Origin of the sequence: Pseudomonas sp. P8_229, from assembly GCF_034008635.1 — a bacterium.
GTDB lineage: Bacteria > Pseudomonadota > Gammaproteobacteria > Pseudomonadales > Pseudomonadaceae > Aquipseudomonas.
The window spans coordinates 6,241,034-6,262,270 of record NZ_CP125378.1 but is presented as its reverse complement, the minus strand read 5'-3'; the positions used below and the strand labels follow the sequence as shown (position 1 = coordinate 6,262,270).

17 protein-coding genes are annotated in these 21,237 nt (G+C 61.0%); 7 read left to right on the top strand and 10 right to left on the bottom strand.

The window, feature by feature from the left end:
* Nucleotides 1-37 precede the first annotated feature (37 nt).
* From QMK55_RS28110 to QMK55_RS28095, 4 genes are all read right to left on the bottom strand, one after another.
* A complete protein-coding gene (locus QMK55_RS28110) occupies nucleotides 38-2,440 on the bottom strand; it encodes an aldehyde dehydrogenase family protein (RefSeq protein ID WP_320328287.1) in 2,403 nt (800 codons plus the stop codon).
* 1 nt (nucleotide 2,441) lies between these two features.
* Entirely contained in the window at nucleotides 2,442-3,572 is a 1,131-nt protein-coding gene (locus QMK55_RS28105) for an acyl-protein synthase (protein WP_102355130.1), read from the bottom strand.
* A 9-nt stretch (nucleotides 3,573-3,581) separates the two neighbouring features.
* Nucleotides 3,582-4,838 carry an MFS transporter gene (locus QMK55_RS28100; RefSeq protein WP_320328286.1) on the bottom strand — a complete coding sequence of 419 codons (1,257 nt, stop codon included), beginning with the start codon at nucleotides 4,836-4,838 and terminating at the stop codon, nucleotides 3,582-3,584.
* A gap of 262 nt (nucleotides 4,839-5,100) precedes the next feature.
* Nucleotides 5,101-5,235, bottom strand: a complete 135-nt coding sequence (locus QMK55_RS28095) for a hypothetical protein (RefSeq protein ID WP_256588101.1) — start codon at nucleotides 5,233-5,235, stop codon at nucleotides 5,101-5,103.
* A gap of 157 nt (nucleotides 5,236-5,392) precedes the next feature.
* Between QMK55_RS28095 and QMK55_RS28090 the strand changes: the two genes are divergently transcribed.
* On the top strand, nucleotides 5,393-5,581 hold the full coding sequence (locus QMK55_RS28090; RefSeq protein ID WP_025109975.1) for a hypothetical protein: 189 nt from the start codon (nucleotides 5,393-5,395) through the stop codon (nucleotides 5,579-5,581).
* Between the two features lie 18 nt (nucleotides 5,582-5,599).
* Here the strand turns inward: QMK55_RS28090 and QMK55_RS28085 are convergent, their stop codons facing one another.
* Nucleotides 5,600-5,977 (bottom strand): fe2+ zn2+ uptake regulation protein, encoded by a 378-nt coding sequence (locus QMK55_RS28085; protein WP_102355132.1) that lies wholly within the window; start codon nucleotides 5,975-5,977, stop codon nucleotides 5,600-5,602.
* A 277-nt stretch (nucleotides 5,978-6,254) separates the two neighbouring features.
* Between QMK55_RS28085 and QMK55_RS28080 the strand changes: the two genes are divergently transcribed.
* Nucleotides 6,255-8,600, top strand: coding sequence for an acylase (locus QMK55_RS28080; protein ID WP_320328285.1), 2,346 nt, complete (start codon nucleotides 6,255-6,257; stop codon nucleotides 8,598-8,600).
* Nucleotides 8,601-8,672: 72 nt separating this feature from the next.
* On the opposite strand, the gene QMK55_RS28075 is transcribed toward QMK55_RS28080, so the two are convergent.
* A complete protein-coding gene (locus QMK55_RS28075; RefSeq protein ID WP_320328284.1) occupies nucleotides 8,673-9,680 on the bottom strand; it encodes a FecR family protein in 1,008 nt (335 codons plus the stop codon).
* A 153-nt stretch (nucleotides 9,681-9,833) separates the two neighbouring features.
* On the opposite strand from QMK55_RS28075, the gene QMK55_RS28070 reads away from it, so the two are divergent.
* The gene (locus tag QMK55_RS28070) at nucleotides 9,834-10,103 is read left to right on the top strand and encodes a PepSY domain-containing protein (protein WP_320328283.1); all 270 of its coding nucleotides are present in this window, start codon (nucleotides 9,834-9,836) and stop codon (nucleotides 10,101-10,103) included.
* A 52-nt stretch (nucleotides 10,104-10,155) separates the two neighbouring features.
* Here QMK55_RS28070 and QMK55_RS28065 read toward each other — a convergent pair whose 3' ends face one another.
* Nucleotides 10,156-14,991, bottom strand: coding sequence for a dermonecrotic toxin domain-containing protein (locus QMK55_RS28065; RefSeq protein ID WP_320328282.1), 4,836 nt, complete (start codon nucleotides 14,989-14,991; stop codon nucleotides 10,156-10,158).
* A 235-nt stretch (nucleotides 14,992-15,226) separates the two neighbouring features.
* Between QMK55_RS28065 and QMK55_RS28060 the strand changes: the two genes are divergently transcribed.
* Nucleotides 15,227-16,267 (top strand): Ldh family oxidoreductase, encoded by a 1,041-nt coding sequence (locus tag QMK55_RS28060; RefSeq protein ID WP_320328281.1) that lies wholly within the window; start codon nucleotides 15,227-15,229, stop codon nucleotides 16,265-16,267.
* 151 nt (nucleotides 16,268-16,418) lie between these two features.
* Here QMK55_RS28060 and QMK55_RS28055 read toward each other — a convergent pair whose 3' ends face one another.
* Nucleotides 16,419-16,736 (bottom strand): DUF883 family protein, encoded by a 318-nt coding sequence (locus QMK55_RS28055; protein ID WP_102355138.1) that lies wholly within the window; start codon nucleotides 16,734-16,736, stop codon nucleotides 16,419-16,421.
* Nucleotides 16,737-16,889: 153 nt separating this feature from the next.
* Between QMK55_RS28055 and QMK55_RS28050 the strand changes: the two genes are divergently transcribed.
* A complete protein-coding gene (locus tag QMK55_RS28050; protein WP_003224595.1) occupies nucleotides 16,890-17,144 on the top strand; it encodes a hypothetical protein in 255 nt (84 codons plus the stop codon).
* 6 nt (nucleotides 17,145-17,150) lie between these two features.
* On the opposite strand, the gene QMK55_RS28045 is transcribed toward QMK55_RS28050, so the two are convergent.
* Entirely contained in the window at nucleotides 17,151-18,065 is a 915-nt protein-coding gene (locus tag QMK55_RS28045) for a LysR family transcriptional regulator (RefSeq protein ID WP_102355139.1), read from the bottom strand.
* A gap of 84 nt (nucleotides 18,066-18,149) precedes the next feature.
* Between QMK55_RS28045 and QMK55_RS28040 the strand changes: the two genes are divergently transcribed.
* Together QMK55_RS28040 and QMK55_RS28035 are read left to right on the top strand one after the other, a co-directional pair.
* Complete coding sequence (locus QMK55_RS28040; protein WP_320328280.1) at nucleotides 18,150-19,073, top strand: carbon-nitrogen hydrolase family protein; 924 nt, start codon at nucleotides 18,150-18,152, stop codon at nucleotides 19,071-19,073.
* Nucleotides 19,074-19,156: 83 nt separating this feature from the next.
* Nucleotides 19,157-20,728, top strand: a complete 1,572-nt coding sequence (locus QMK55_RS28035) for an alkaline phosphatase D family protein (protein ID WP_320328279.1) — start codon at nucleotides 19,157-19,159, stop codon at nucleotides 20,726-20,728.
* A 3-nt stretch (nucleotides 20,729-20,731) separates the two neighbouring features.
* Here the strand turns inward: QMK55_RS28035 and QMK55_RS28030 are convergent, their stop codons facing one another.
* The gene (locus QMK55_RS28030) at nucleotides 20,732-21,202 is read right to left on the bottom strand and encodes an LEA type 2 family protein (protein WP_102355142.1); all 471 of its coding nucleotides are present in this window, start codon (nucleotides 21,200-21,202) and stop codon (nucleotides 20,732-20,734) included.
* Nucleotides 21,203-21,237: the final 35 nt, after the last annotated feature.

The following is a 21,237-nucleotide window of genomic DNA, read 5'->3' as shown; positions in this document are numbered from 1 at the left end:
TTATAAAAGGGCGGGGGCCGCGTGCAGGTGTCTGCGGTCAGCGGCGTTGGTCAATCAGTAACGGCGTCTTGCCGCTGTGTCTGTTACGGGCGAATTGCTCGACGGCACATTGCTCGACGTCCACGGTGAGCAGGCCGGTCTGCACCAACGAAGTCAGCTTCTGGTAGTCCTGCAGTTGTCGATGGGTTTCCTGCGGTGCCTGAGGGCTGCGCAAACGCATGCGCTCCAGGCCATCAGGGCCGTGATCGAGGATCAGTTGGAAGGGCGTTTGCAGGTGGTGCGCCAGTGTCGTCAGCGAAATGAAGTCGGTACCGATACGCAGCAATTTGCCGTGGCGCCCCAGCAGCTCGAAGCGCGGAGAAGGCAGACCGCATTCACACGGACCGGGCAGCCAGCGTCCGCTGTCGCCGATGTCATAACGCTGCACGGATTGGCCCTGGCGTGCCCGGGAGGTCACCAGCAGACGGCCGGACTCGCCGTCTCCGGCCGGCGTGTCATGCGCAAAATCGACGATCTCCAGATGCTGGATATCGCTCATCACGTGGAAAACGCCGTCTGCCGTAGCCTGGCAAGCGTGGCCCAGGGGACCCGCATCGACGCTGCCGTAGATCGCCGAACGAATCAGCTTGACGCCGCAGCTGTGCAGTAACTCGCGGGTGTGCTCACTCAGGTGTTCGCCGCCGAGAAAGACTTTGCTGATGGCGCCATAGCGACGCAAAGTCGGTTGCTCGTTGAGGAATAGCCGGTGCAGGGTGCCGGGCATGCCGATCAGCACGGTGATCTGCTGTTCGATGATGATTTGCGCGATTTCCTGGTAATCGTCGTCCGCCGGAGCGCCCATCGGCCAATGCCTGACCTGCAGTTGTTCCAGTACTTTGGTGAAGCTGGAAAAACCACCGTATAGCCCGCCGCTGAAGAACAGGTTCATGACCCTGTCCCGCGCCGGGTCCAGACCCGCTGCAAACAGACCATCGGCAGTTGCACGCATCTGGCGCTGGAAATCGTCGTGACTGAAGCCCGAAAGGACCGGCGCGCCGCTGCTGCCCCCGGAGCGAAAATACAGCTGCGCCGCCGGGTCGGGTGGCTGATTGACGAAGGTTTGCTTGTCCATGAGCGGAACGCCGGCCAGCGCGGGCGGCAAAGGCAGGCGATCAAGGGCGGCACGGCTCGCGAGCATCGACGGCGGCAAGCTGACCGACACCCGTCGGCTCAGGCGCTGCAAGGCGTAGACACCGTCATGCGGTTCGCCGTCGTAGCCGTCGTGGATAGCGCCGATCGGGGCAATGCGGGTGACACCGGCGGCAATCAGCGTCTGTGCCAGTTCGCCGATCTGCGCCTCCGGACACAACAAGGCACAGCTCTGCAACACATTGCGCCAGGGTTGCAGCGTACCGGTAAGCAACTCGCGGGGTACCGGCTTGAGCAGCAGGCTGCGAAACAGCGCCGAGGGCTCAAGCTGGCGGTCGTGGCTCCAGATCACTCGCCAGCCCGGCGTATTCCAGACCTGGCCGGTTTGCCCGGTAAAACTCTGCCTCAACTGTGCCATCGCCGTGCAGGTGGTGACTTGCGAGGCTTCCTCAAGGGTGGGGGTGAGGGCTGGCCATTGTCCGACGCGGCGTTCAAACGCCTCGGCCAGTTGCGCGCCGATGTCGCTCATTACGACCGCGTCGTCACTGTCCACCAGCAGCCATTGCGGACTGGAACAGGCTTGCTGATCGAGGCGACAGACTTCGTCCACGATGGCATCGAATACCGTGGGCGACGCCGCATCCGGGGTCAGATAGGCGAAACTGATTCGGTGCCCCCAATCGATCCAGCGGCAGCCCGGCGCAAGCTGTTGGCGGATTGCGTGCAATGCACTTTCGCCGCCCCAGGCCGCGACACCGTTGGCGTGTTTGCACAGTTGGCCGATTTGTCCGGTGGTTGTCGGCAGCACGGCCACGTAGCCAGCGAGTTGCCCGCTTGCGTCGGCTTCGAGCAAGGCCTGGAGTAGTTGCGCGGTGAAGCCGCCGTCGCTGCTGCTGGGACGCAACCAGTTGACATTGCCGCTCAACAGGCTCTCCAGCACCGCACAGAACGCCAGCAGCGGAGCGTTGGCCGGCGTGATGTGCACGACCAGGCCCAGCGGGCTCCAGCGCTCGAAGCGCGGCTGGCGATAATCGATGCGGCGTAGCGAATCGGGTTGCAGACCGAGTTCGCGATCAAGCTTGGCCTGCAGCGCGGCAGGTTGGCAGAAATCGATCAGTGCCTGACGTTGCCCGGCATCGAGCGCCAGCGCCGACGTCTGATGCAACAGGCGTTCCGCGAAGGCTTCGGTGGCTGCCAGCAGCGTGCTGGTTTCAAGCGGTGTCTGCAGCCGTAGTGGCAGCTCCAGGAGTAGTTGCTGCACGGCATTATCGAGGTTGATGTCGCTGTGCAGTTGTCCGTTGATCAAGAACATGTCAGTGCCTCCCCAACAGTTCGGAGGCGGCCATGGCGCAGCTCCTGGCGGCTGTGGTGCCGGCGCGGCCATGCAGTTCGAACCAGTCGCTGGGCAGTCCGCAGTCGCAGCTGGAGCCGGGATGCAATGTGGCGAGGTCGCTCATGACCACCGCGTGTGCCGGACTTGAAGAAATGTACGGTGAGACCAGGTTCAGCAAACCACGTTGCCCATAGGGCAGGACGGAAAAATCCAGCGCGCTGCGCACGTAGACTTTCGAATAGACCGGTACGTGAAAGCGATGATGGGCGCATTCGATGTAGGGCACCGCATGCTCGACCGCACCATAGCCATCGCGACAGTCACGGGCATCGATGCCCAGTTGTTGCTGGATCCGCGCGTACAGCTGTTGTTTGGGGACTTCTTCGGCAGCGCGGGTTTTCCAGCCGCCGCCGAAAAATGCCAGTGATCCCGCCGGCAGTTGCAGCTGCGCCACGCCGGTGGCGCGCATGCGTTGCAGGGTTTCCCAGAGAAACGCCGGGAAGCCGAAAATGCGTACCGGCAAGCCTTCTTCGGCAAACGCCTGCAGGGCCGAGATCACACCGAACAGATCAAACTGGTGGCCATCGCCATTGGCGCGCAGCGCGTACACCACTCGATTGACGGGGGCAAAGCGACACAGAAATTGATCGGTGAAGGAGGTGCCCAAGGTGATCGTCTGCTCTGGCTCGTAGCTCAACAGCAGATAATTGCAGGGCGTGTGCGGAGTGATCCAGCCGTATTGCGCGAAAATCCGTTCGACCATGTACTGCGCCGCCCCGAGGCTGCGCGAGTCGTAGCGCATGCGGCTCTTCTGGCCGCTGGTGCCGGAGGAGGTCAGTTCCAGTGCGTCTTCCCCCGTGGGGCTGAGCAGCAAATGTTGCTTGAAGAAACTGGCGAAAATCGGCGGCAGTTGCGACCAGTCATCCAGCGTGTCCAGTGCATCGATATCGATAGAGTGGGCGCTCAACCAATGGCTGTAACCGGGCGTATGGCTGGCGTGGAATCGGCTGACTTCAGCCATGGCCTGATTGAACAGCCCCGTGGGTACGGACTCCGGGCAATAGGGTTGCGGCAACGCGCAAAGCGCGTCGCTGTGGGGGAATCGAGTCATCGAATGTCCTTATTGATGGGTATTTGGCGTGGCGGGCGCCGCAGGTTTTTTGCGCAGAAGGCGCTGGAGCAGGGGCAGGCACAGCAGGCCGCCGAGGGCTGCCCACAGGGAGAACGACTGAAGGCTATCGCCACCGCCAATGACGGCGATCAGCGATCCGCCGGCGCCCATTACGGCAATCGACAGCATGCCGATCATGGCCGAGACCAGACCTTTGCCTTCATCGCTGGAAAACAGTGCCAGCCGGTACAGCGCGGCGTTGCTCATGCCCAGCCCGAGCGCGTACACGGCAAGACCGGCGACAGCCCATGGCAGGGAAGTCGACAGCAGGGCGGCGGCGATCAACATCAGCAGACCGAGGCAGAACGGCCACAATGACAGGCTGATCACCCGCCAAAGCGTGTGCGTGCTCAGCAGTCGGTCCAGCAGCAGATTGCCAATGATTACCGCCGAGAACACCGGGATCTGCCACAGACCATATTCCAGCGCAGACAGCTCCAGGCGCTGCATCAGCAGTACCGGTGCCAGTCCGATCCAGGCAATCAGGGGCAAACTCATCAAGCCCAGCGCCAGGCTGCTGCCGACGAATCGGCGATTGCGCAGCAGTGTCAGGTAACCGCGGCGGATTTGCCTGAACGAGAACGCTACAGGCGCCTGTCGTTGCCCGTCGCGTCGCACCACACCAATGGTTTCCGGCATCCAGACCAACAGACCGAGCCAGACCACGGCACTCGCCGCCCCCAGGCCGAGAAACAGCTGCCGCCAGCTCAACCATTCCAGCAGCAAACTGCCGAGCAACGGCCCGAGCAGCGGCGATAACAGCGCGACATTGCCCAGCAAGGCCATGAGCCGCACCGCGTCGGCTTCGCAGAACACTTCCTGCAGCGTCGGATAGCTGACGGCAACCACGAAGCCCAGGCCCATGCCTTGAATCAGGCGCAGCGCATTGAACGCTTCAATGCGCTGCGTCATGACCGCCGCGCCGCAGGCCAGGCCGAACAGCGCACAGCCGAGCAACAATAAGCGGCGTCTGCCGTAACGGTCGGAGAGGGGACCGATCAGCCACTGCAGGCAGACGCCGCCGATCAGGTACAAATTGAAGGCGTTTGGTACATGCCGGGCATCGGCGTTGAATTCGTCGGTCACCGTCAGCATGGCGGGCATGATCATGTCGCTCGCCATGTACGTGATCAATTCAAAAGCGGTAATGGCCAGGCAGAATCCAATTATCTGCACCGGTCCCATTACGATCAAAGTTCTCTGCATGACATCCCTGTTCCATTGATCGAGAAAGTCCGCAGAGACTAGAGGCAGAGTCGTCGCAGCCTCTAATGCTTTGCTGCGACATGAGATTTCAAATACTTACAACGTATTTAAGTGAGTCGGCGCCCGTCTCGTACCGGTGCTGTTCAGGGGACGGCGCGCCAATAAAAATGCCCGCCGGGCGGCGGGCATGGTAGTTGCTGAAAAGACTTGTGGTGTTTCTCGACCGGTAGTTCAGACGTACCGGCAGGCGAACAATCCTGTTCTATCGATGGTAATAACCGGAGCCTTCCTGGTAGCGATGGTGGTCGTCATGCCAGCCTCCGTGGGGAAAAATGATGCAGCCACTCAAGGTCAGTACGGCAAGGACGGGAATCAGCCAGGTGATTCGACGGAACATTTCAGAAATCCTCATGGTTACGCCGTCATGAAGCCAAAACTCTTCATCGGCTGTAACATGAGAGCGCGTTTGCCCCGGCCCATCCCCGTGACACGGTATGTGCATGGCATGCAATCGGATACAAACCGGATACATTTGAAAGTTTCAGGAACCCGCAATGACTCAGAAGCAACGTTTGAAATACTCGATACTGATCGCCCTGTCGGTGCTGGCGATCATGCTCGGCCTGTCCTGGCTGCAGAACGCCGGGATGATCAGCGAAAAGATGTTCCAGTACATCGCCATCGGTGTGGCGGTGGTCGTGGTGGTGATCAACGGGGTGATGCGCCGCAAGGTCAAGCCCTGACGGCGATCGCGGGGCGCTTCAATCGTGATTGAGCACTGCAGCAGCCTGTGGATGCAGGCTGTAACTCTTGTCCGGGTTGAAGGTGACGACACCTTCGGCGCACAGGCGCTTCAATACTTCGCGCACACTGAGAAACGACAGCGGGACGTCCAGGTCCAGCAGTTGGCTGTGCACGCCGCGCACCCCAAGGCGTCGATCGCTTTGCGCGGCGACCAGCAGGGCGTCGATGACTTTAAGACGAACCAGGCTGGTGCGCAGGCCAAAGCTTTTGAGCAGCAGGCGAATGCGCTCATTGCCCTGTCGCTCGGGGCTGGGTGCGAAACTGCTCGCGTGGGGGCTCATGGAAGCTCCTTGTGACGCCTGGCTACCGTCCGTTGGTAGTTGCGAGTTGTACATGGGATTACTCCTTTTCAGAGCCTGATCAGGAAACGTTTTGCCAGCTCTCGTTAAACAAGACGTTTCAGCACGGCGAATCATGAAAGGAAATATGTAGAAATTTTGTCGCTTATTCGTTGTTTTCCCGTAACCACCGGGTTGTCCGGTGGATGCCCGGGCTAAATTTTTTCCGTCGGATTCGTTTCCTGAACAGCCACCTTGCGCCCAGGCGCATGCGTCAACTTCAAACCGGATCCGGCGCACGCGCCGATCTTTGTCCTATCGATCAGGAGCGTGTGTGATTATTTCCAGACAGTTAACCGGGCTAGCCTTTGCGTGCGCGTTTCTCGGGCTCAGTCTGTCGGCCCATGCATTCAGTCCCGCCGCTCAAGCCAGCGCCGAGATTCGTCGCACCGGGTTTGGTGTGCCGCACATCCGTGCAGAGAATGAGCGCGGACTGGGATTCGGTATCGGTTACGCCTACGCCCAGGACAACCTGTGCCTGCTGGCCAACGAGATCGTCACGGTCAATGGTCAGCGCTCGCGTTATTTCGGCCCGGACCAGTTCACCGTCGAGGGGCGTGAAAACCGCGTCAGCGATCTGTTTTTCACCTGGCTCAATACCCCGCAGGCAGTCGCCGCGTTCTGGCAGGCACAGCCGGCGCAAGTACGCGACCTGGTCGACGGTTATGCGGCGGGCTACAACCGCTATCTGGCCGAGCGCCGCCAGCAAGGCTTGCCGCAGCAATGCCAAGGTGAATGGGTGCGGGATATCGCCGCCGAGGATCTGGTGAAACTCACCCGCCGGCTGTTGGTCGAGGGCGGGGTCGGGCAGTTCGCCGAAGCGTTGGCCGGTGCAACACCGCCGCAGGCGTCGGCACAGCTCGGCAGCAACGCACGCGCCTATCAGGTGGCGGACACGCGCATGCAGCGCTTCGCCCTGGATCGCGGCAGCAACGCCGTGGCGGTCGGCAGCGAGCGCTCGTTCAACGGTCGCGGCATGCTGCTGGCCAATCCGCATTTTCCGTGGGTCGGCGGCATGCGTTTTTACCAGATGCACCTGACCATTCCCGGCAAACTCGACGTGATGGGCGCAGCGTTACCTGGGCTGCCGATGATCAACATCGGCTTCAACCAGCATCTGGCCTGGACTCACACGGTCGACTCGTCGAAGCACTTCACCCTGTATCGCCTGCAACTCGATCCGAAAGACCCGACACGCTACCTGCTGGACGGCAAATCATTGCCGATGAGCAAGCAGACCGTCACTGTGCAGGTCAAACAGGCGGACGGCCAGGTGGCGCCGGTTTCGCGTGATATCTACAGCTCGCCGTTCGGCCCGATCGTGCAGTGGCCGGGCAAGCTCGACTGGGATCACCAGTACGCGTACAGCCTGCGTGATGCCAACCTGGGCAATGACCGAGTGTTGACGCAGTGGTACGCGATGAACCAGGCCGCCAACCTCAAGGATCTGCAGGATTCGGTGCACAAGATTCAGGGCATCCCGTGGGTCAACACCCTGGCTGTGGATGACAAGGGCCAGACGCTGTACATGAACCTGTCGGTGGTGCCCAACGTCAGCGCCGAAAAACTCGCCCAGTGCAGTGATCCACGCGCCGGCTTGCAGATGATTGTGCTGGACGGTTCGCACAGCGCCTGCGCCTGGGATATCGACCCGCAAGCGGCGCAGCCGGGTATCTATGCCGCCAGCCAGCTGCCGCAATTGCTGCGCAACGACTTCGTCCAGCATTCCAATGATTCGGCGTGGCTGGTGAACCCGGCGCAACCGTTGACCGGTTTTTCGCCACTGATCAGTCAGGACGGTCAGCCTCTGGGGCTGCGTGCGCGATTTGCTCTGGATCGTCTGAGCACAATGGGCAAACAAGGGCCGGTGGCGGTCAAGGATCTGCAACAGATGGTGATGGATGACAACGTGTATCTGGCGACACAGGTGCTGCCCGATCTGTTGAAATTCTGCGCTGCCGATCTGGCTGGCGACGCGGCTGCACTGAAGCCGGTTTGCGCGAGTCTCAAGGTTTGGGACGGTCGAGCGAATCTGGATTCGGGCAGTGGGCTGGTGCATTTCCAGAACGTCATGCAGGCGCTGCTCGAGTCGCCCGATATCTGGCGGGTGCCGTTCGATCCGAAAGATCCGCAACACACCCCGCGCGGGTTGGCGATCGAACAACCGGCAGTGAGCAAGGCGTTGCGTGAAGCAATGTTGGCGTCGCTGGCCAGTGCCGAAAAAATGGGTCTCAAGCCTGACACCCGCTGGGGTGATATTCAGGTGGTGAGCAGCGGTGCCCGGCAAACGGCGATTCATGGCGGGCCGGGGACGCTGGGCATCTACAACGCCATCCAGAGCGTGCCGCGCGAAGACGGCAAGCTCGAAGTGGTCAGCGGCACCAGCTATCTGCAAGTGGTGACCTTCGACGATAAAGGCCCGCAGGCGCAGGGGCTGCTGGCGTTCTCGTTGTCCAGTGATCCGGCGTCGAAATACTCCCGGGACCAGACCGAAGCGTTTTCGAAGAAGCAGTGGCGCGTCATGCCCTTCACCGAAGCGCAGATCAAGGCTGATCCGCAGTATCAGGTGCAGGCCATTCGTGAGACTTCGGCTCAACCGGCCAAGGTGGCTACGCAGTAGCCGATTGACCGCGACCTGAACGAAAAAGCCGCTGCACCCTGAAGAGGGGCAGCGGCTTTTCTATTGTCGGGTTCAGGCTTCAGGTTTTGGCGGCTGGCGGGGCATCGAATTGATGACCGGATCACCCTCGGTATTGCGGGTCAGATAGACCGGCAGCACCTTGGGCAGCGTGTTGACCAGGCCACCGAGCTCCTTGATGTTGTAGACGCCGCCGACGCGGATCGCTCCAGTGCTGGCGTCAGCGAGTTTCAGCGGTTTGCTCAGATATCGATTGATCAGTGGCAAGGCTTCGTTCAGCGCCAGGTTATCCAGCACCAGTTTGCCGCTGCGCCAGGCCAGCGCGTTGTCGTTGGGGTAGGTCTGGCTGATCTGCGGCATGTAGTCGCCGTGCTTGTACTGCGCCTGCATGGCCGGCCCCAGGCGCAAGCCGTCGCCGGGCAGTGCAGCGTTGCTGGTCACCAGCACCGAGCCTTCGATCAGGTTGACCCGCACCTGATCCTCATAGAGCCAGACATTGAAGCGCGTACCGGTCACGCGGATCTTGCCCTCGCCGGCACGAACCACGAAGGGGTGGGAGAGATCGTGGCTGACCTCGAAAAAGGCTTCGCCTTTTTTCAGGGTGACACGACGCTCGTCCTTGTAATTGCTGAAGGTCAGTTCGGTATTGAGGTTGAGCTCGACCTGGCTGCCATCCTTCAACGTCACCTGACGGACATTGTCGGTGGCGGCGAAATGCTGGTAGCTGTTGGGCAGCCAGCCCAGGTTCCACCCACCGTAGGCCGCCAGCGGCAACGCCAGGGCACAGACACTGGCGGCCATTGCGTAGCGACGCCAGGCGGGCGCCGGTGGGCTCAGTGGAACGCTCGGGGTTGGCTGCGGACGAGGCAAATGTTCGGCAACGTCCCAGATCTCCAGCATCGCTTCGTATTCGAAGGCATGCAGCGGATGGGCGTCGCGCCATTGCTCGAAAGCCAGACGCTCCTCGGCGGAGCAGTCGACAGCGTGCAGACGCATGCACCAGTGCGCGGCGGCATCGGTGATCGCATCGTATTCGGCTTCCGAGAGGGATTCTTGGGTCATTGACTCGTCCTGGTTTGCTGCATTCTAACCTTGTGGGCCAAGCGCCGAGAACATCCGTCATGGCGAATGCCCATCAAAGTGGAACTTATTTTTCCGTCTGACACCCAAAAAACAGGACGTCAGACCAACATCATCCACAAATGGAGTGAAAAAATGATCAAAAGAACCTTTGCCGCTGTTATCGCCACCGCCGCCTTGTTCAGTGCGGCTGCCGCCATGGCCGACCGGCCAGGCGCAGGTTGGGTGACCATCGAGAAGGCTATCGAGATCGTCAAGACCAAGGCCGGTTATGTCGAAGTGTATGAGATCGAGGCAGACAACAATGGCTACTGGAAAGGCGAGGGCCGCAAGGCTGATGGCGTCGTCTACGAGTTCCGCATCGATGGCGCATCCGGCAACGTATTGCGCGATCAGAAAGACTGACGCTGGCACGTAGCAGGTGAATGCGCAGGCCCATGGGCCTGCGCTTTTTTACTCAACTGAGTCCTGCAACAGGTTCAGTGAGCGGGTCGAGTTGTCGACCCATTTCACAAATCAGGAAAGCAATCGAGTCGGCATTGCGCAGGATTGTGTCGATGCGTGCGTTAGCGTTGCGCGGGTTCAGGAACGCCGTTCGTGCCTCCTCCATGGTCGTGCAGGCAGTGGCCTTGAGGATTTCCTTGCCGACGTGAGACATCCCGGGAATCGAGTCCATGCTGAGCCATTCGCGCAGGTCGTGGTTCCAGACGGCAAACAGTTCCTCGCGGGGCGTGGCGAGCGACAGCGCTTCACGCTGAAAGCGTTTCTGGTTTTCTTTCAAGGCTGCGCCGTAACCGGTAATCGTCGAAATCAAATCAGTAAACGGACGCCGGGCCTCCAGCGAAGCAATGTCCACGGCCTTGGCAAATTGATGCGCGAATTCGTGGATCAGCGTCGACGCCTGGGCATGGCACAGAACATCGAATGGCTCGGTCAGGCCCTCGTGGTACCAGTCGAGCCCCTGATTGAAGAAGTTCTCGGTGAAATGCACTTTGCGGCGTGAGTCGTCAGCCAGCACAAAGGCGATCAGGCGGGCCTGTCGGTTTTTGTTCGAGCCGACGACGAAACGTTCGGTGTTCATCAGGTCTTCAGTCGGATCCACCAATGCATTGCAGATTGGCACGATGGCCTGCTTTATTTTCGCGAGCACATCGGCGTCGACTCTCGATACGTCAAAAAATGCCTTGAGGAAGATATCCAGCCGGGTGCCGGGGGCATGGTTCTTCAGTTGGGCCAGGTTGTGCAGACTGTTAAAGGCGTAGTAGCGGGCCAGATCGACGGCCTGCGTCAGGACCCGAGCCTTTTCCGGGTGCCGGGCGCGGATCTCGGCCATGCCTTGGGCTTCGATGTTCAACCAGAGCCTGGTTTCCAGGTCGTTGGCAATGCGGTTGTGCAGGGTCGACAGGACCTTGCCGAAATGGACTGTGTGCCGGTCCGGGTCCAGAACCAGTTGCCGCGACGCAGTGTGCTGCAACACCGGCCCTGCCTCATCGGCGCCCTTGATGCGCCAGACCGCACCTGGCCGCTCCACCGCATAGACTTTGCCGGCGACGGCGGCGTAGCGGGTTTTATTCGTCAGGTCTTGATAAGTGCCATCGGCCGGATTCGGGGTCAGGTCTTTCAAGGCAATTGTCGGTGTTTCGAATCTCTGTAATGCCGTACGGGCAGGGTCCGTCGGTTTGATCTCAGTCCAGTGGGGCGCACTGACAGAGGGCGCAAGCGGTGCTGGCACCGGTGCAACCTCCGGCGTTGCCTGTGTCACCAGCTTTGCTTCCAGTGACAGGCGCCCGAGCGAGATCAGCTCCACGCCGCCGGCAATGAACGTTGCCAGTGCGCGCGTCCAGTGATGATCCTGCAGCGCTTGGGCAGAGTCGAGGAAGTCCTTGTAGCTTTGCCAGAGAAATTGCGCATAGGCCAGTTTGCCCGGGAGCAATCCGCGGATCAGCTGGATGCCTTGACTGAACAGGGTTTTCGCCGCGTCCCAGTCCGCATGCGCCGAAGGTATCGCATGACTGCCGAGCAATCGCTTCAGCAACGACAGGCCTTCACTGAAAAGGTATTCAAGCGCATTGCCAGTGATTGCGGAGGATGCCAGCTGCATTTCGCTCGTTTGGCCGGCGCTGGCCTTGAACAGGGCTGCAAAGGTCGATTGCTGGTCCTGCGGCAGGCGTCGCAGCAGCAGGTCTTGCAAGGCGCCTGGCAGGTTGAAGGCGGCGATGACGGCGGCATCGTTCTCGAACTCGGTGAATACGCGCTCACCGTGATACGGCGAATAAAGCACCTGTGGCCCGGCTTGTCCGGACGCCGGTCCGATCAGGTAGAGCCCAAGCGCCTTGATTGCGGCAGCGCCTGCGGTCTTGATCAACGTTACTGGCCTGATCATGGCGTTTGCGCCTGCCACTGTCGCACGGGCGAGCGCATCGGGCATGTCCAGCACCTGGGTCAACAGATCGAAAGCCTTGCTGGAAAGATGCTGTTGCAGCTTGAGCTGATGGGCATGTTGCAGCAGTTGCCAGGGTAACTGGCGGATGAATCGTTGCTTGCGCAGCGCCGCGCTGGCGTCATTGCGCGTCAGGGTGGTGTTGATCGTATCGGCGAAAGCGCCGATGTCCAGAGACAGCAGCAGGCTGCGTATCGCCTGTTGGTCGAGTCCGGCCGGGAGCTTTTGTGCGCTGCTCGAGGTGACCTTGAAGCGGGTTTGCTCAGCGATATGGGGATGGTTCAGCGCGAAGTCGACCAGGTTCATGGCCGGGCCGGCGAGGGCCAGTAGCGGGGTGATCTCGATGTCCTCCGGATCAAGTTCCGGGGCCTGGAAACGGCTGCTCAGCAGTGTCTTGAGTCGGCGCTGGATGTGCTCGCGCAAGGTCGGCAGCCCATGCAGGTAATCCTTGCCATCGCTGACGTTATGGCGCCACTGCTCGAGCAATTCGAGGTGCAATTGCAGTTCGTCGAGTGTGGCCATGCCCAGCCAGGCGGGCAGCGTCTGCTGTGTGTTGAGTGCCCTGGCCAGCGCGGTCGCGCGCTCCAGATTGACGTTGATCATTTGTCCGCTCAGGGCTTTGAGGGCCTGTTCCTCGCGGGATTTGGTCAGCTTCAGGCCGCGCACCCGTTCGCAACGCTGGAGAAATTGTTCAATGGCCGATTGCGTGCGGTTTTGCAGCACGTTGTCGTCGATCAGGTGCAGTGGACCCAACGCGTAACGCTGATGAAATCCGTCGATCAACGGTGAGAGGTTCTCCAACAGTGCCAGGCGCTTTTCGGGATGCAGCAGGCGCTGATTCAACACCTGCCGGGCGCTGTCGATGGACGCGAATACTTCCAGCCCCATCGCGGGTGTCCACAACACTGTGCGCCCTGAGTGCTGCGCATCCAGTCCGCCACGCTCGGTCAGCAGGACGCAGTTGGCCAGCGGCAGTTCGTCGCCCTGTGCGGCGGTTTGCACGGTGAGCGTCCAGGCATCTGGCCGGAAGCCGTTGAGCCCGTGGCGGTGCTGCCGGTCCGGCCGATCGGCGTTGAATACCGTGTCGACAATCGCTTGTTCGGGAAGCCGCTGGCTGCCGCCGAGGACTCGCAGGCGCGCTTCGCCCGTAACGCCCACATAAAACGAATGCGCCAGTTTGGCCAGGATACTTTGCAGATAGTTGCGTTGTTGCACCGCGCTGGTGAGTGGCTGCGCCGCGAACTCTTCGGCGATCGGCGGCAGCACACTGCTGAACAGCCTGATTTGCGCGGCAGCGACGTCCGCCAGCAGCATCGATGGTAGCTGGCTGCCGGTGATCGCCAGCCGGGTACTCCAGCGGTCCCCGGTATCGAGTTCGAGCAGTCGTTCGTGAAGCATCGAGCGAATATCCAGCGCCTTGTCGAACAGGGCGGCGATATCGATGGCTCTGTCGCCATGGCGGAACACCTGCAAGACATACTCGATGTTCTTGCGTTGCTTGGTGATGATGGCTTCCATCAGCACCTTGAATATCTCGCCGCCCAGCGGTTCGCCCGAGACCTGTGGCTGATCGAACCCGATGAATCGCTGACGCTCTTCAAGGCTCAACAGGCCGTACAGTTCATCGTCGTGGCCGGCCGTGTGGAATTTGCTCAGCAGCGTGTCCTTGAGGTCCTTGTAGTCCTCGAGTACCTGCAACCCCTGGGAGGGTGTGTACAGGCAGGCATCGGTGTGACTGAGCATTAGCGAACCGGCCAGCTCGACGTGGTTGGGCTGGTATTGCCACAGGCGTACGGCTTCCAGAGTGCCTCGCCGTCCGGAGGTACCGCGCGGGTCGATCCAGGCCAACAAGTTCTCGCATTTATCGGCATCGATGATCCGGGCTTCACGCTTGAGCAGGATGTCGGCCCGGGCTTGCTCGCGCAGAACGCGAAAGAAGAACTCCCGCCGCGGGGTGCCGTCGGCGCATGGCGAGTCCCAATAGGTCTCCATTCGTTCGTACAGCAACGCGAGCAAGTGGCCAGACACGGTTTTCACGGCCGCTTCCCAATGATTGTGGTCGCTGGCCAGCGACGGCTTGCGCGGGTGGGAATAGACGTGCGACTGCGCGCCCGGCCAGCCCGAATGTCGATAGTGCAACAGCGCCGCGTTGGCCAAAGTCATCGCGTCCAGCCAGCGCCCGGGACTGCTGGTGTGTGCCGATTCAGCGTCTGGTGATGATTCCGCGTAAAAACCGACCGTGGTCAAGGCTTGATCGACCCCGGGCATGGCGCCGATGAGCTGATCCTTGAGAATCTCCCCAAGTAATATGTCGAGTTCGGGCAGGTGCACCAACTCGTCGAACATGGCCTGGACGTTGAGTTGCCGGCAGTGTTCGATGGCGGCTTTCTGATCGTCGAATACGTCACCCTCGATGAGTTGGAAGCTCACGCTGATATTGCCTTTTTCCAGCAGAAGCTTGCGTTGCGAGATCGCAAGCAACGCCAGCAGCCGATCGTCTTCATCGGCGTCCTTGAGACGCTGCTCGAGGTGGCTGGTCAAGGTGGCGAGGCTGTCGAACTTCTTCAGCCCGTCGAAGGGGGTGTAGAGCAGAAAAGCCCGGTCATCCGGGGTGCTGCCGAGAATGAAGCTACCTGCCAGGACTGTGGCCGGAGGATCTTCGGTGTTCAGCAGCACACGGTGGGCAAGCATTGGCGGCGTCTGCTGACGACGCAGTGATTCGGTGGCGAGTCGCACATGGGCCAGCCAGTCAAAATCCTTGACCGACAGACCGTGGGTATTGCCAAGCGACCTCCACAATCCGGGCGCATCGAGGAATTGTGGGAACAGCAGCGGGGGGGCAGGCGCAGGCATTTTCGGGTCTCTGTCAGGGCGCAGACGAAAGCGCCGGTGGATGGAGACGACAGACTAAGAACCCTCAGGCGCGCAAGGGTGGTACATAGTTACCGCACAGAAAGCGCCGGAACGTGTCTGTGCCACGCGCCAGGTTCACCGCAACGGTTGACAGCACCCGGGCCTGACGTGGTTAATCGACGGGCAAGTCGTTCACACGCTGTTGTTCCCTCCAATAATTAGTCTGGAGCTTCAGATGTCTGCGCCACACGATCATGTGTCTTCTGCTGTCTCGCCATCGTTGTCACTCGAAGCGCTGACGCAACTGCTCGAAACGATTTTTCTGCGCCATGGCACCTCCGCCGACGTCGCCCGCGCACTCGCCGCCAACTGTGCCGGTGCCGAGCGCGATGGCGCGCACAGCCATGGTGTATTCCGGATTCCCGGGTATGTGTCGACCCTCAACAGCGGCTGGGTCAACGGTCAGGCGGTGCCGCAGGTCGAAGATGTGGCCCCCGGGTTTGTACGTGTCGATGCCGGCAACGGTTTCGCCCAGCCCGCGCTGGCTGCTGCCCGGCCGCTGTTGGTGGAAAAGGCGCGCAACGCCGGGATTGCCGTGCTGGCGATTCGTAATTCTCACCACTTCGCTGCCCTCTGGCCGGACGTCGAACCCTTCGCCGAGGAAGGGCTGGTGGCGCTGAGCGTGGTCAACAGCATGACCTGCGTGGTGCCCCACGGCGCCGATCGGCCGCTGTTCGGCACCAACCCGATTGCCTTTGCTGCACCGCGAGCCGGTGGTGCGCCGATTGTGTTCGATCTGGCGACCAGCGCGATTGCCCACGGCGACGTGCAGATTGCGGCGCGCAAGGGCGAACGGCTGCCAGCCGGAATGGGCGTGGACAGCCTCGGTCAGGCGACGCAGGACCCGAAAGCCATACTCGAGGGCGGCGCGCTGCTGCCGTTCGGCGGGCACAAGGGCTCGGCACTGTCGATGATGGTCGAGTTGCTGGCCGCTGCGCTCACCGGCGGTAACTTTTCCTTTGAGTTCGACTGGTCCAATCATCCCGGTGCCAAGACCCCGTGGACCGGGCAGTTGCTGATCGTCATCGATCCGAGCAAGACCGCCGGGCAGAATTTCGCCGAGCGCAGCCAGGAACTCGTGCGGCAGATGCACGGCGTCGGGCTCAAGCGCTTGCCGGGTGATCGCCGCCACTTGCAGCGCGCCAAATCACTAGCCGAGGGCATCGTGCTCGATGAGCAGACGCTCGGGCAGTTGCGCGAACTGGCGGCGGGTTGAGTTTCTGTCAGGCATGAAAAAGGCGAGCCAGATGGCTAATGCCGATCAGTTAAGCGAACGCAATGCTCAAAGCAATGAAGATCAATTGTGGGAGCTGCGCTTGACTGACTGGCATTAGCCGGGTGGCTCGCCTTTTTTCTGCGTGACGGGTTCAGCGGCGACCGAGCAACAAGCCGACCACCAGGCCGAAACCGGCGGAGATCGCGACGGTCTGCCAAGGATGGCCGCCGATGTAGTTTTCGGTGGCATCAACGGCCGGTTTGGTGCGATCGCGCACGCTGGAAACCGAGTCCAGCGCCTGTTGCAGTTTCAGGGCGATTTGCCCGCGCAGGGTCTCCGCTTCCTCGCCGACCAGTGAGGCACTGCTCTTGAGCAGTTTGTCGGACTCTTCGATCAGAGCCTGAAGTTCGCTGAACGCCTGATCCTTGATTTGGTCTTCGGCGGCTTGCACGCTGGATTTGCGGGCCATTGGGTGACTCCTTGCAGGTGAATGAACAGTGATCAATGGAGTGTGGCGCTGTCTGAAAAGTTGCACTGATTTTAGGTACGAAACAAAAACCTGCGCGGGAGATTTCCGTCGAGCGTGTAAGATGTCGCCATTTTACGCAGCAGGTATTTCCCCATGAGTTTCAATCTGGCCGACAAATCCCTCGCCGAGCGCGCGGCGCTGGAAGACGAGAAATCCCGTCTGTTCGAACTCTGGCAGAACAATCTGGGCAAAGCCAAAGGCGAAGCCGCGCGGTTGTTCGGCGAACGCTCCAAGCGCAAGGGCAAATGGGCCGAGTGGGTGCGCGCCGAGCTCGATGGCATGTCGCCGCCGGAATTCGCCAACATGGTGCGCAGTGAAGTCAACCGGCTGATGGCGGCCAACAAGTAAACGCGCTTACGGCGTGTTGAATGCCGTCACGATCGCCTCGCGCACCTTGATCACCACCGGATCGATCTGCGTGCCGGTGCGCCAGCCCAGTTCGATCGGGTAACGCGGCAGGGCCAGGGGGCAGGGCAGCAAGACCAGTCCGCTGAGGGCGGCGATGGCCTGGGCGGCGTGGGTCGGGATCGTTGCCACCGCGGCGCTGCCTTTGAGCAGATGCGGCAGTGCCGCAAAGTGCGTGGTCGAAGCGCAGACCCGGCGGCTCAGGCCCAGTGCCGCCAAGCCCTCATCGGTGATACCGATAAAACCTCCCGAAGACACCAGAATGTGATCGCGGGCGACAAATTCCTGCAGATCAATCGATTGTTGCCCGGCCGTCAGGCTGCCCGGGTCGACCAGGCACGCATAATCCCCTTCAGCCAAGACCTGACGACTGAGCAGGCGTTCGGCAAATCCGCCGGCGGTGATCGCCAGGTCAATGCTGCGCTCCATCAGGGCGCGGGCGACGATCTGGCTGTGGGTCTGGCGGAAGATCAGCCGCAGCTTGGGTGCGCTGCGGGCAATTTCTTCGATCAGACGCCGGCCATAAGCGATTTCAAAATCATCCGACAGGCCCACCGTCACCGAGCGGCCCTCGTAGTGATGCGCCGCCGGGTCGACCATCGCCAGACTTTGCCGGCATTTGTTCAGCGCCTCGCTGACCACCGGTTTCAGTTGATTGGCCTTGAGCGTCGGCGCCAGTCCGCGACCGGTGCGTACGAACAACTGATCGCCATACACCTCACGCAAGCGGCGCAACGCTGCGCTGACCGCCGATTGCGTCACGCCCAGACGCAGCGCCGCACGGCTGGCGCTGGACTCTTCATGCAGGGCTTCGAAGACTTTCAGCAGGTTGAGGTCAATATTGGCGATATTCATATGGCTCATATCATTCAGCAGTGAGTCGGGCTTTATTCATGATCCCGCGCCGTCGCAAAATCGGCAACACTTGAACCCGATGGAGTGAATGCGATGCCCAAATCAATTGTTGCCGCCCTGCAGGTCGGCGCCTTGCCCGGTGGCAAAGGTGAAACCCTGGAACAGATCCTGAGTTGGGAGGGCGCGATCAGCGAGTCCGGCGCGGCGTTGGTGGTGATGCCTGAAGCGCTGCTCGGTGGCTACCCGAAAGGCGAGGGCTTTGGCACTCAGTTGGGCTACCGCTTGCCCGAGGGGCGCGAGGCCTATGCCCGTTACTTCGCCAACGCCATCGATGTACCGGGAGCGGAAACGGAAGCGTTGGCCGGCCTGTCGGCACGCACCGGGGCCAATCTGGTGATCGGCGTGATCGAGCGCGCCGGCAGCACGCTGTATTGCACGGCGTTGTATTTCGATCCGCAGGCGGGGCTGGTGGCCAAACACCGCAAACTGATGCCGACCGGCACCGAACGGCTGATCTGGGGCAAGGGCGACGGCTCGACGCTGCCGGTGCTCGACAGTCAGGTCGGGCGTCTTGGTGCCGTGGTCTGCTGGGAAAACATGATGCCGCTGCTGCGCACGGCGATGTACGCCAAAGGGATTGAGGTCTGGTGCGCGCCGACGGTGGATGAGCGCGAGATGTGGCAGGTCAGCATGCGCCATATCGCTCACGAGGGCCGCTGTTTTGTGGTCAGCGCCTGTCAGGTGCAGGCCTCGCCGAATGAGCTGGGCGTGGAGATCGCCAACTGGCCGGCGGATCGGCCGTTGATTGCCGGCGGCAGCGTGATTGTCGGGCCGATGGGCGAAGTGTTGGCAGGGCCATTGCGCGGCGAGGCAGGATTGCTGACGGCGCAAATCGATACCGATGAATTGGTTCGTGCGCGCTATGACTACGATGTGGTCGGCCACTATGCACGGCCGGATGTGTTCGAGTTGAGTGTTGATGAACGCGCCAAACCAGGCGTGCGGTTCACCGCCTGAGGTGACGGTGAGGGCGGCGAAATGGCGATTGTCGACTAGGCTGATCGTACGATTCCCACCCTCGCAACGGATCAGGACGAACCATGAGCGTGCTACTTGGACCCATTCTGCAGTTTCGCGGAACTGATAAAACCGTCTACTCACTCTCTGCCTTGGTGGTTCAACCCCTCGGTGATCCGGAGCCCGGTGTAACGCCACCCAGCGGTATCAAGGCGTCCAGGCCGCTGGCCCTGGCGGATATCCCGCTGCTGGCCCCCAAACAACGGGTGTGGCGGGTGGATTTCAGCGCCAGGCAAGGCGCGGTCGCGGCGACGTATACGGTCAAGATCGGTGGTCTGGAGTGCAATTTCGTCGTTCCGCCCGCGGGGCAGTCGCCGCGCATGGCGTACGTCTCCTGCAACGGTTTCTCTGATCCCAAGGACATGGAGAAGGTCGATCGCAACAATGAACGCTGGGACGACATGTGGGGCGCACACCAGCATCAGCCCTACCACCTGCTGTTGATGGGAGGCGATCAGCTGTACAGCGATGAGATGCGCCTGACTGTCCCTTCGATGAAGGCCTGGTTTGCCAAATCCTTTGCCGATCGCGAGAAGGCGGCCTACAGCAAGACCATCGAAAGCGAGCTCGACAGCTTTTTCAGCCGGCTGTATGTAGAGCGCTGGAAACAGCCGGAAGTCGCCAGAATATTCAGTGCGATCCCAACCATCATGATGTGGGACGATCACGACATTATCGATGGCTGGGGCTCCTACGATGAGGCGTTGCACAGCTGTCCGGTGTTTCAGGGATTGTTTGCCACGGCCAAGCGTTACTTCAGGATCTTCCAACAGCAATTGACTCAGCCTGCTCCGAGCCAGGGTGCCCCCAGTGATGTTCACCCGTGCGCGATTACGGGCACTGCCGACGGCTTCCATCTGGGCTATACCGGTCTTGGCGATCTGGCATTGCTGGTGCCGGATCTGCGCAGCGAGCGCGCGCCCGATCTGACGAAACCGGTGTTTCAGAAGACCCGAATCATTTCTGCCGTCAGTTGGACGGCCATCTATGACTGGCTGGACCAGCTCAAGCACCATCGGCATTTGCTGGTGATGTCGAGTATTCCGGTGGGCTACCTGGACTTGCAGGCCGCCGAAAAGGCCCTGGATCTGGTGCCGGGGCGGCAGGAACTGGAAGATGATTTGCGTGATCACTGGCGCAGCCTGCCACATCGCGATGAGCGCAAACGCCTGATCATGCGGTTACTCGACTTTGCCAGTCAGCAGCGGTGCAAAGTCACTCTATTATCCGGTGATGTGCATGTGGCCGGAGCGTGTGTGATCGAGTCGAAGCTGACGCAACATGGCGTGGATGGCGCGGGCACGATCTATCAACTGATTTCGACCGGCGTCGTGCATCCCTCGCCGCCGGCACTGGCGGTGTATTTTCTCGAAACCCTGGGCGCCGGCCAGGAGCAGATCGACTACGCAATTACCGGCACCATGCTGCCGCTCGGGGCCCGTGGCCGGTACTTGATTGCTGCACGCAACTGGCTGGCCATCGAACCGGATGAAAAGAGCAAGAGCGACAAGGACCGGTTGTGGGTCAACTGGCATGTCGAAGGCTCGGAGCACTGGGTGACCCAGGTGATTGACCCGGTCAAGTCATTGCCTTGAATTTCACCAGGTGGCGCTGCTCGCTCTCGGCAGGCTGAGCTTGCCACTGTCAACAAAACGCAGGGTGCCGAACAAGCCGCCGGCCAGTTTGCCGCGCAGCACGTAGGGCAGGTTGTCGAGGGTTTGTGTCTGGCTCAGGCCCAGCGTCTGGCGCAGTACCGAGAACGCGGAAACGCTGACCGGTACGCTGACCACGGTTTCCGAGAAACGCGGGATCGAGCCGATCTGATCGCTCACGCCCGACGCCAAAGGATGGCCGTTGACCTCAAGGTCGAGGGCGATGCCGGTGTAGTCGATGGCGGTTTCATTGGGGTTCTGCACCCGCAACTTGATGGCGAAGCGCACTTCCAGATCCTGGCTTGGCAACGGTTCGAGGCCAACCACGTTGATGTTCACCGGGTCACGGTTGGGGAACAGCGCGCAGGCGCTCAGGGACAACAACAGCAGGGACAGGATGACGGCGTGGACGCGCATAAACAGTCTCTCAACAAAAAAAGGCTGAACCGTCG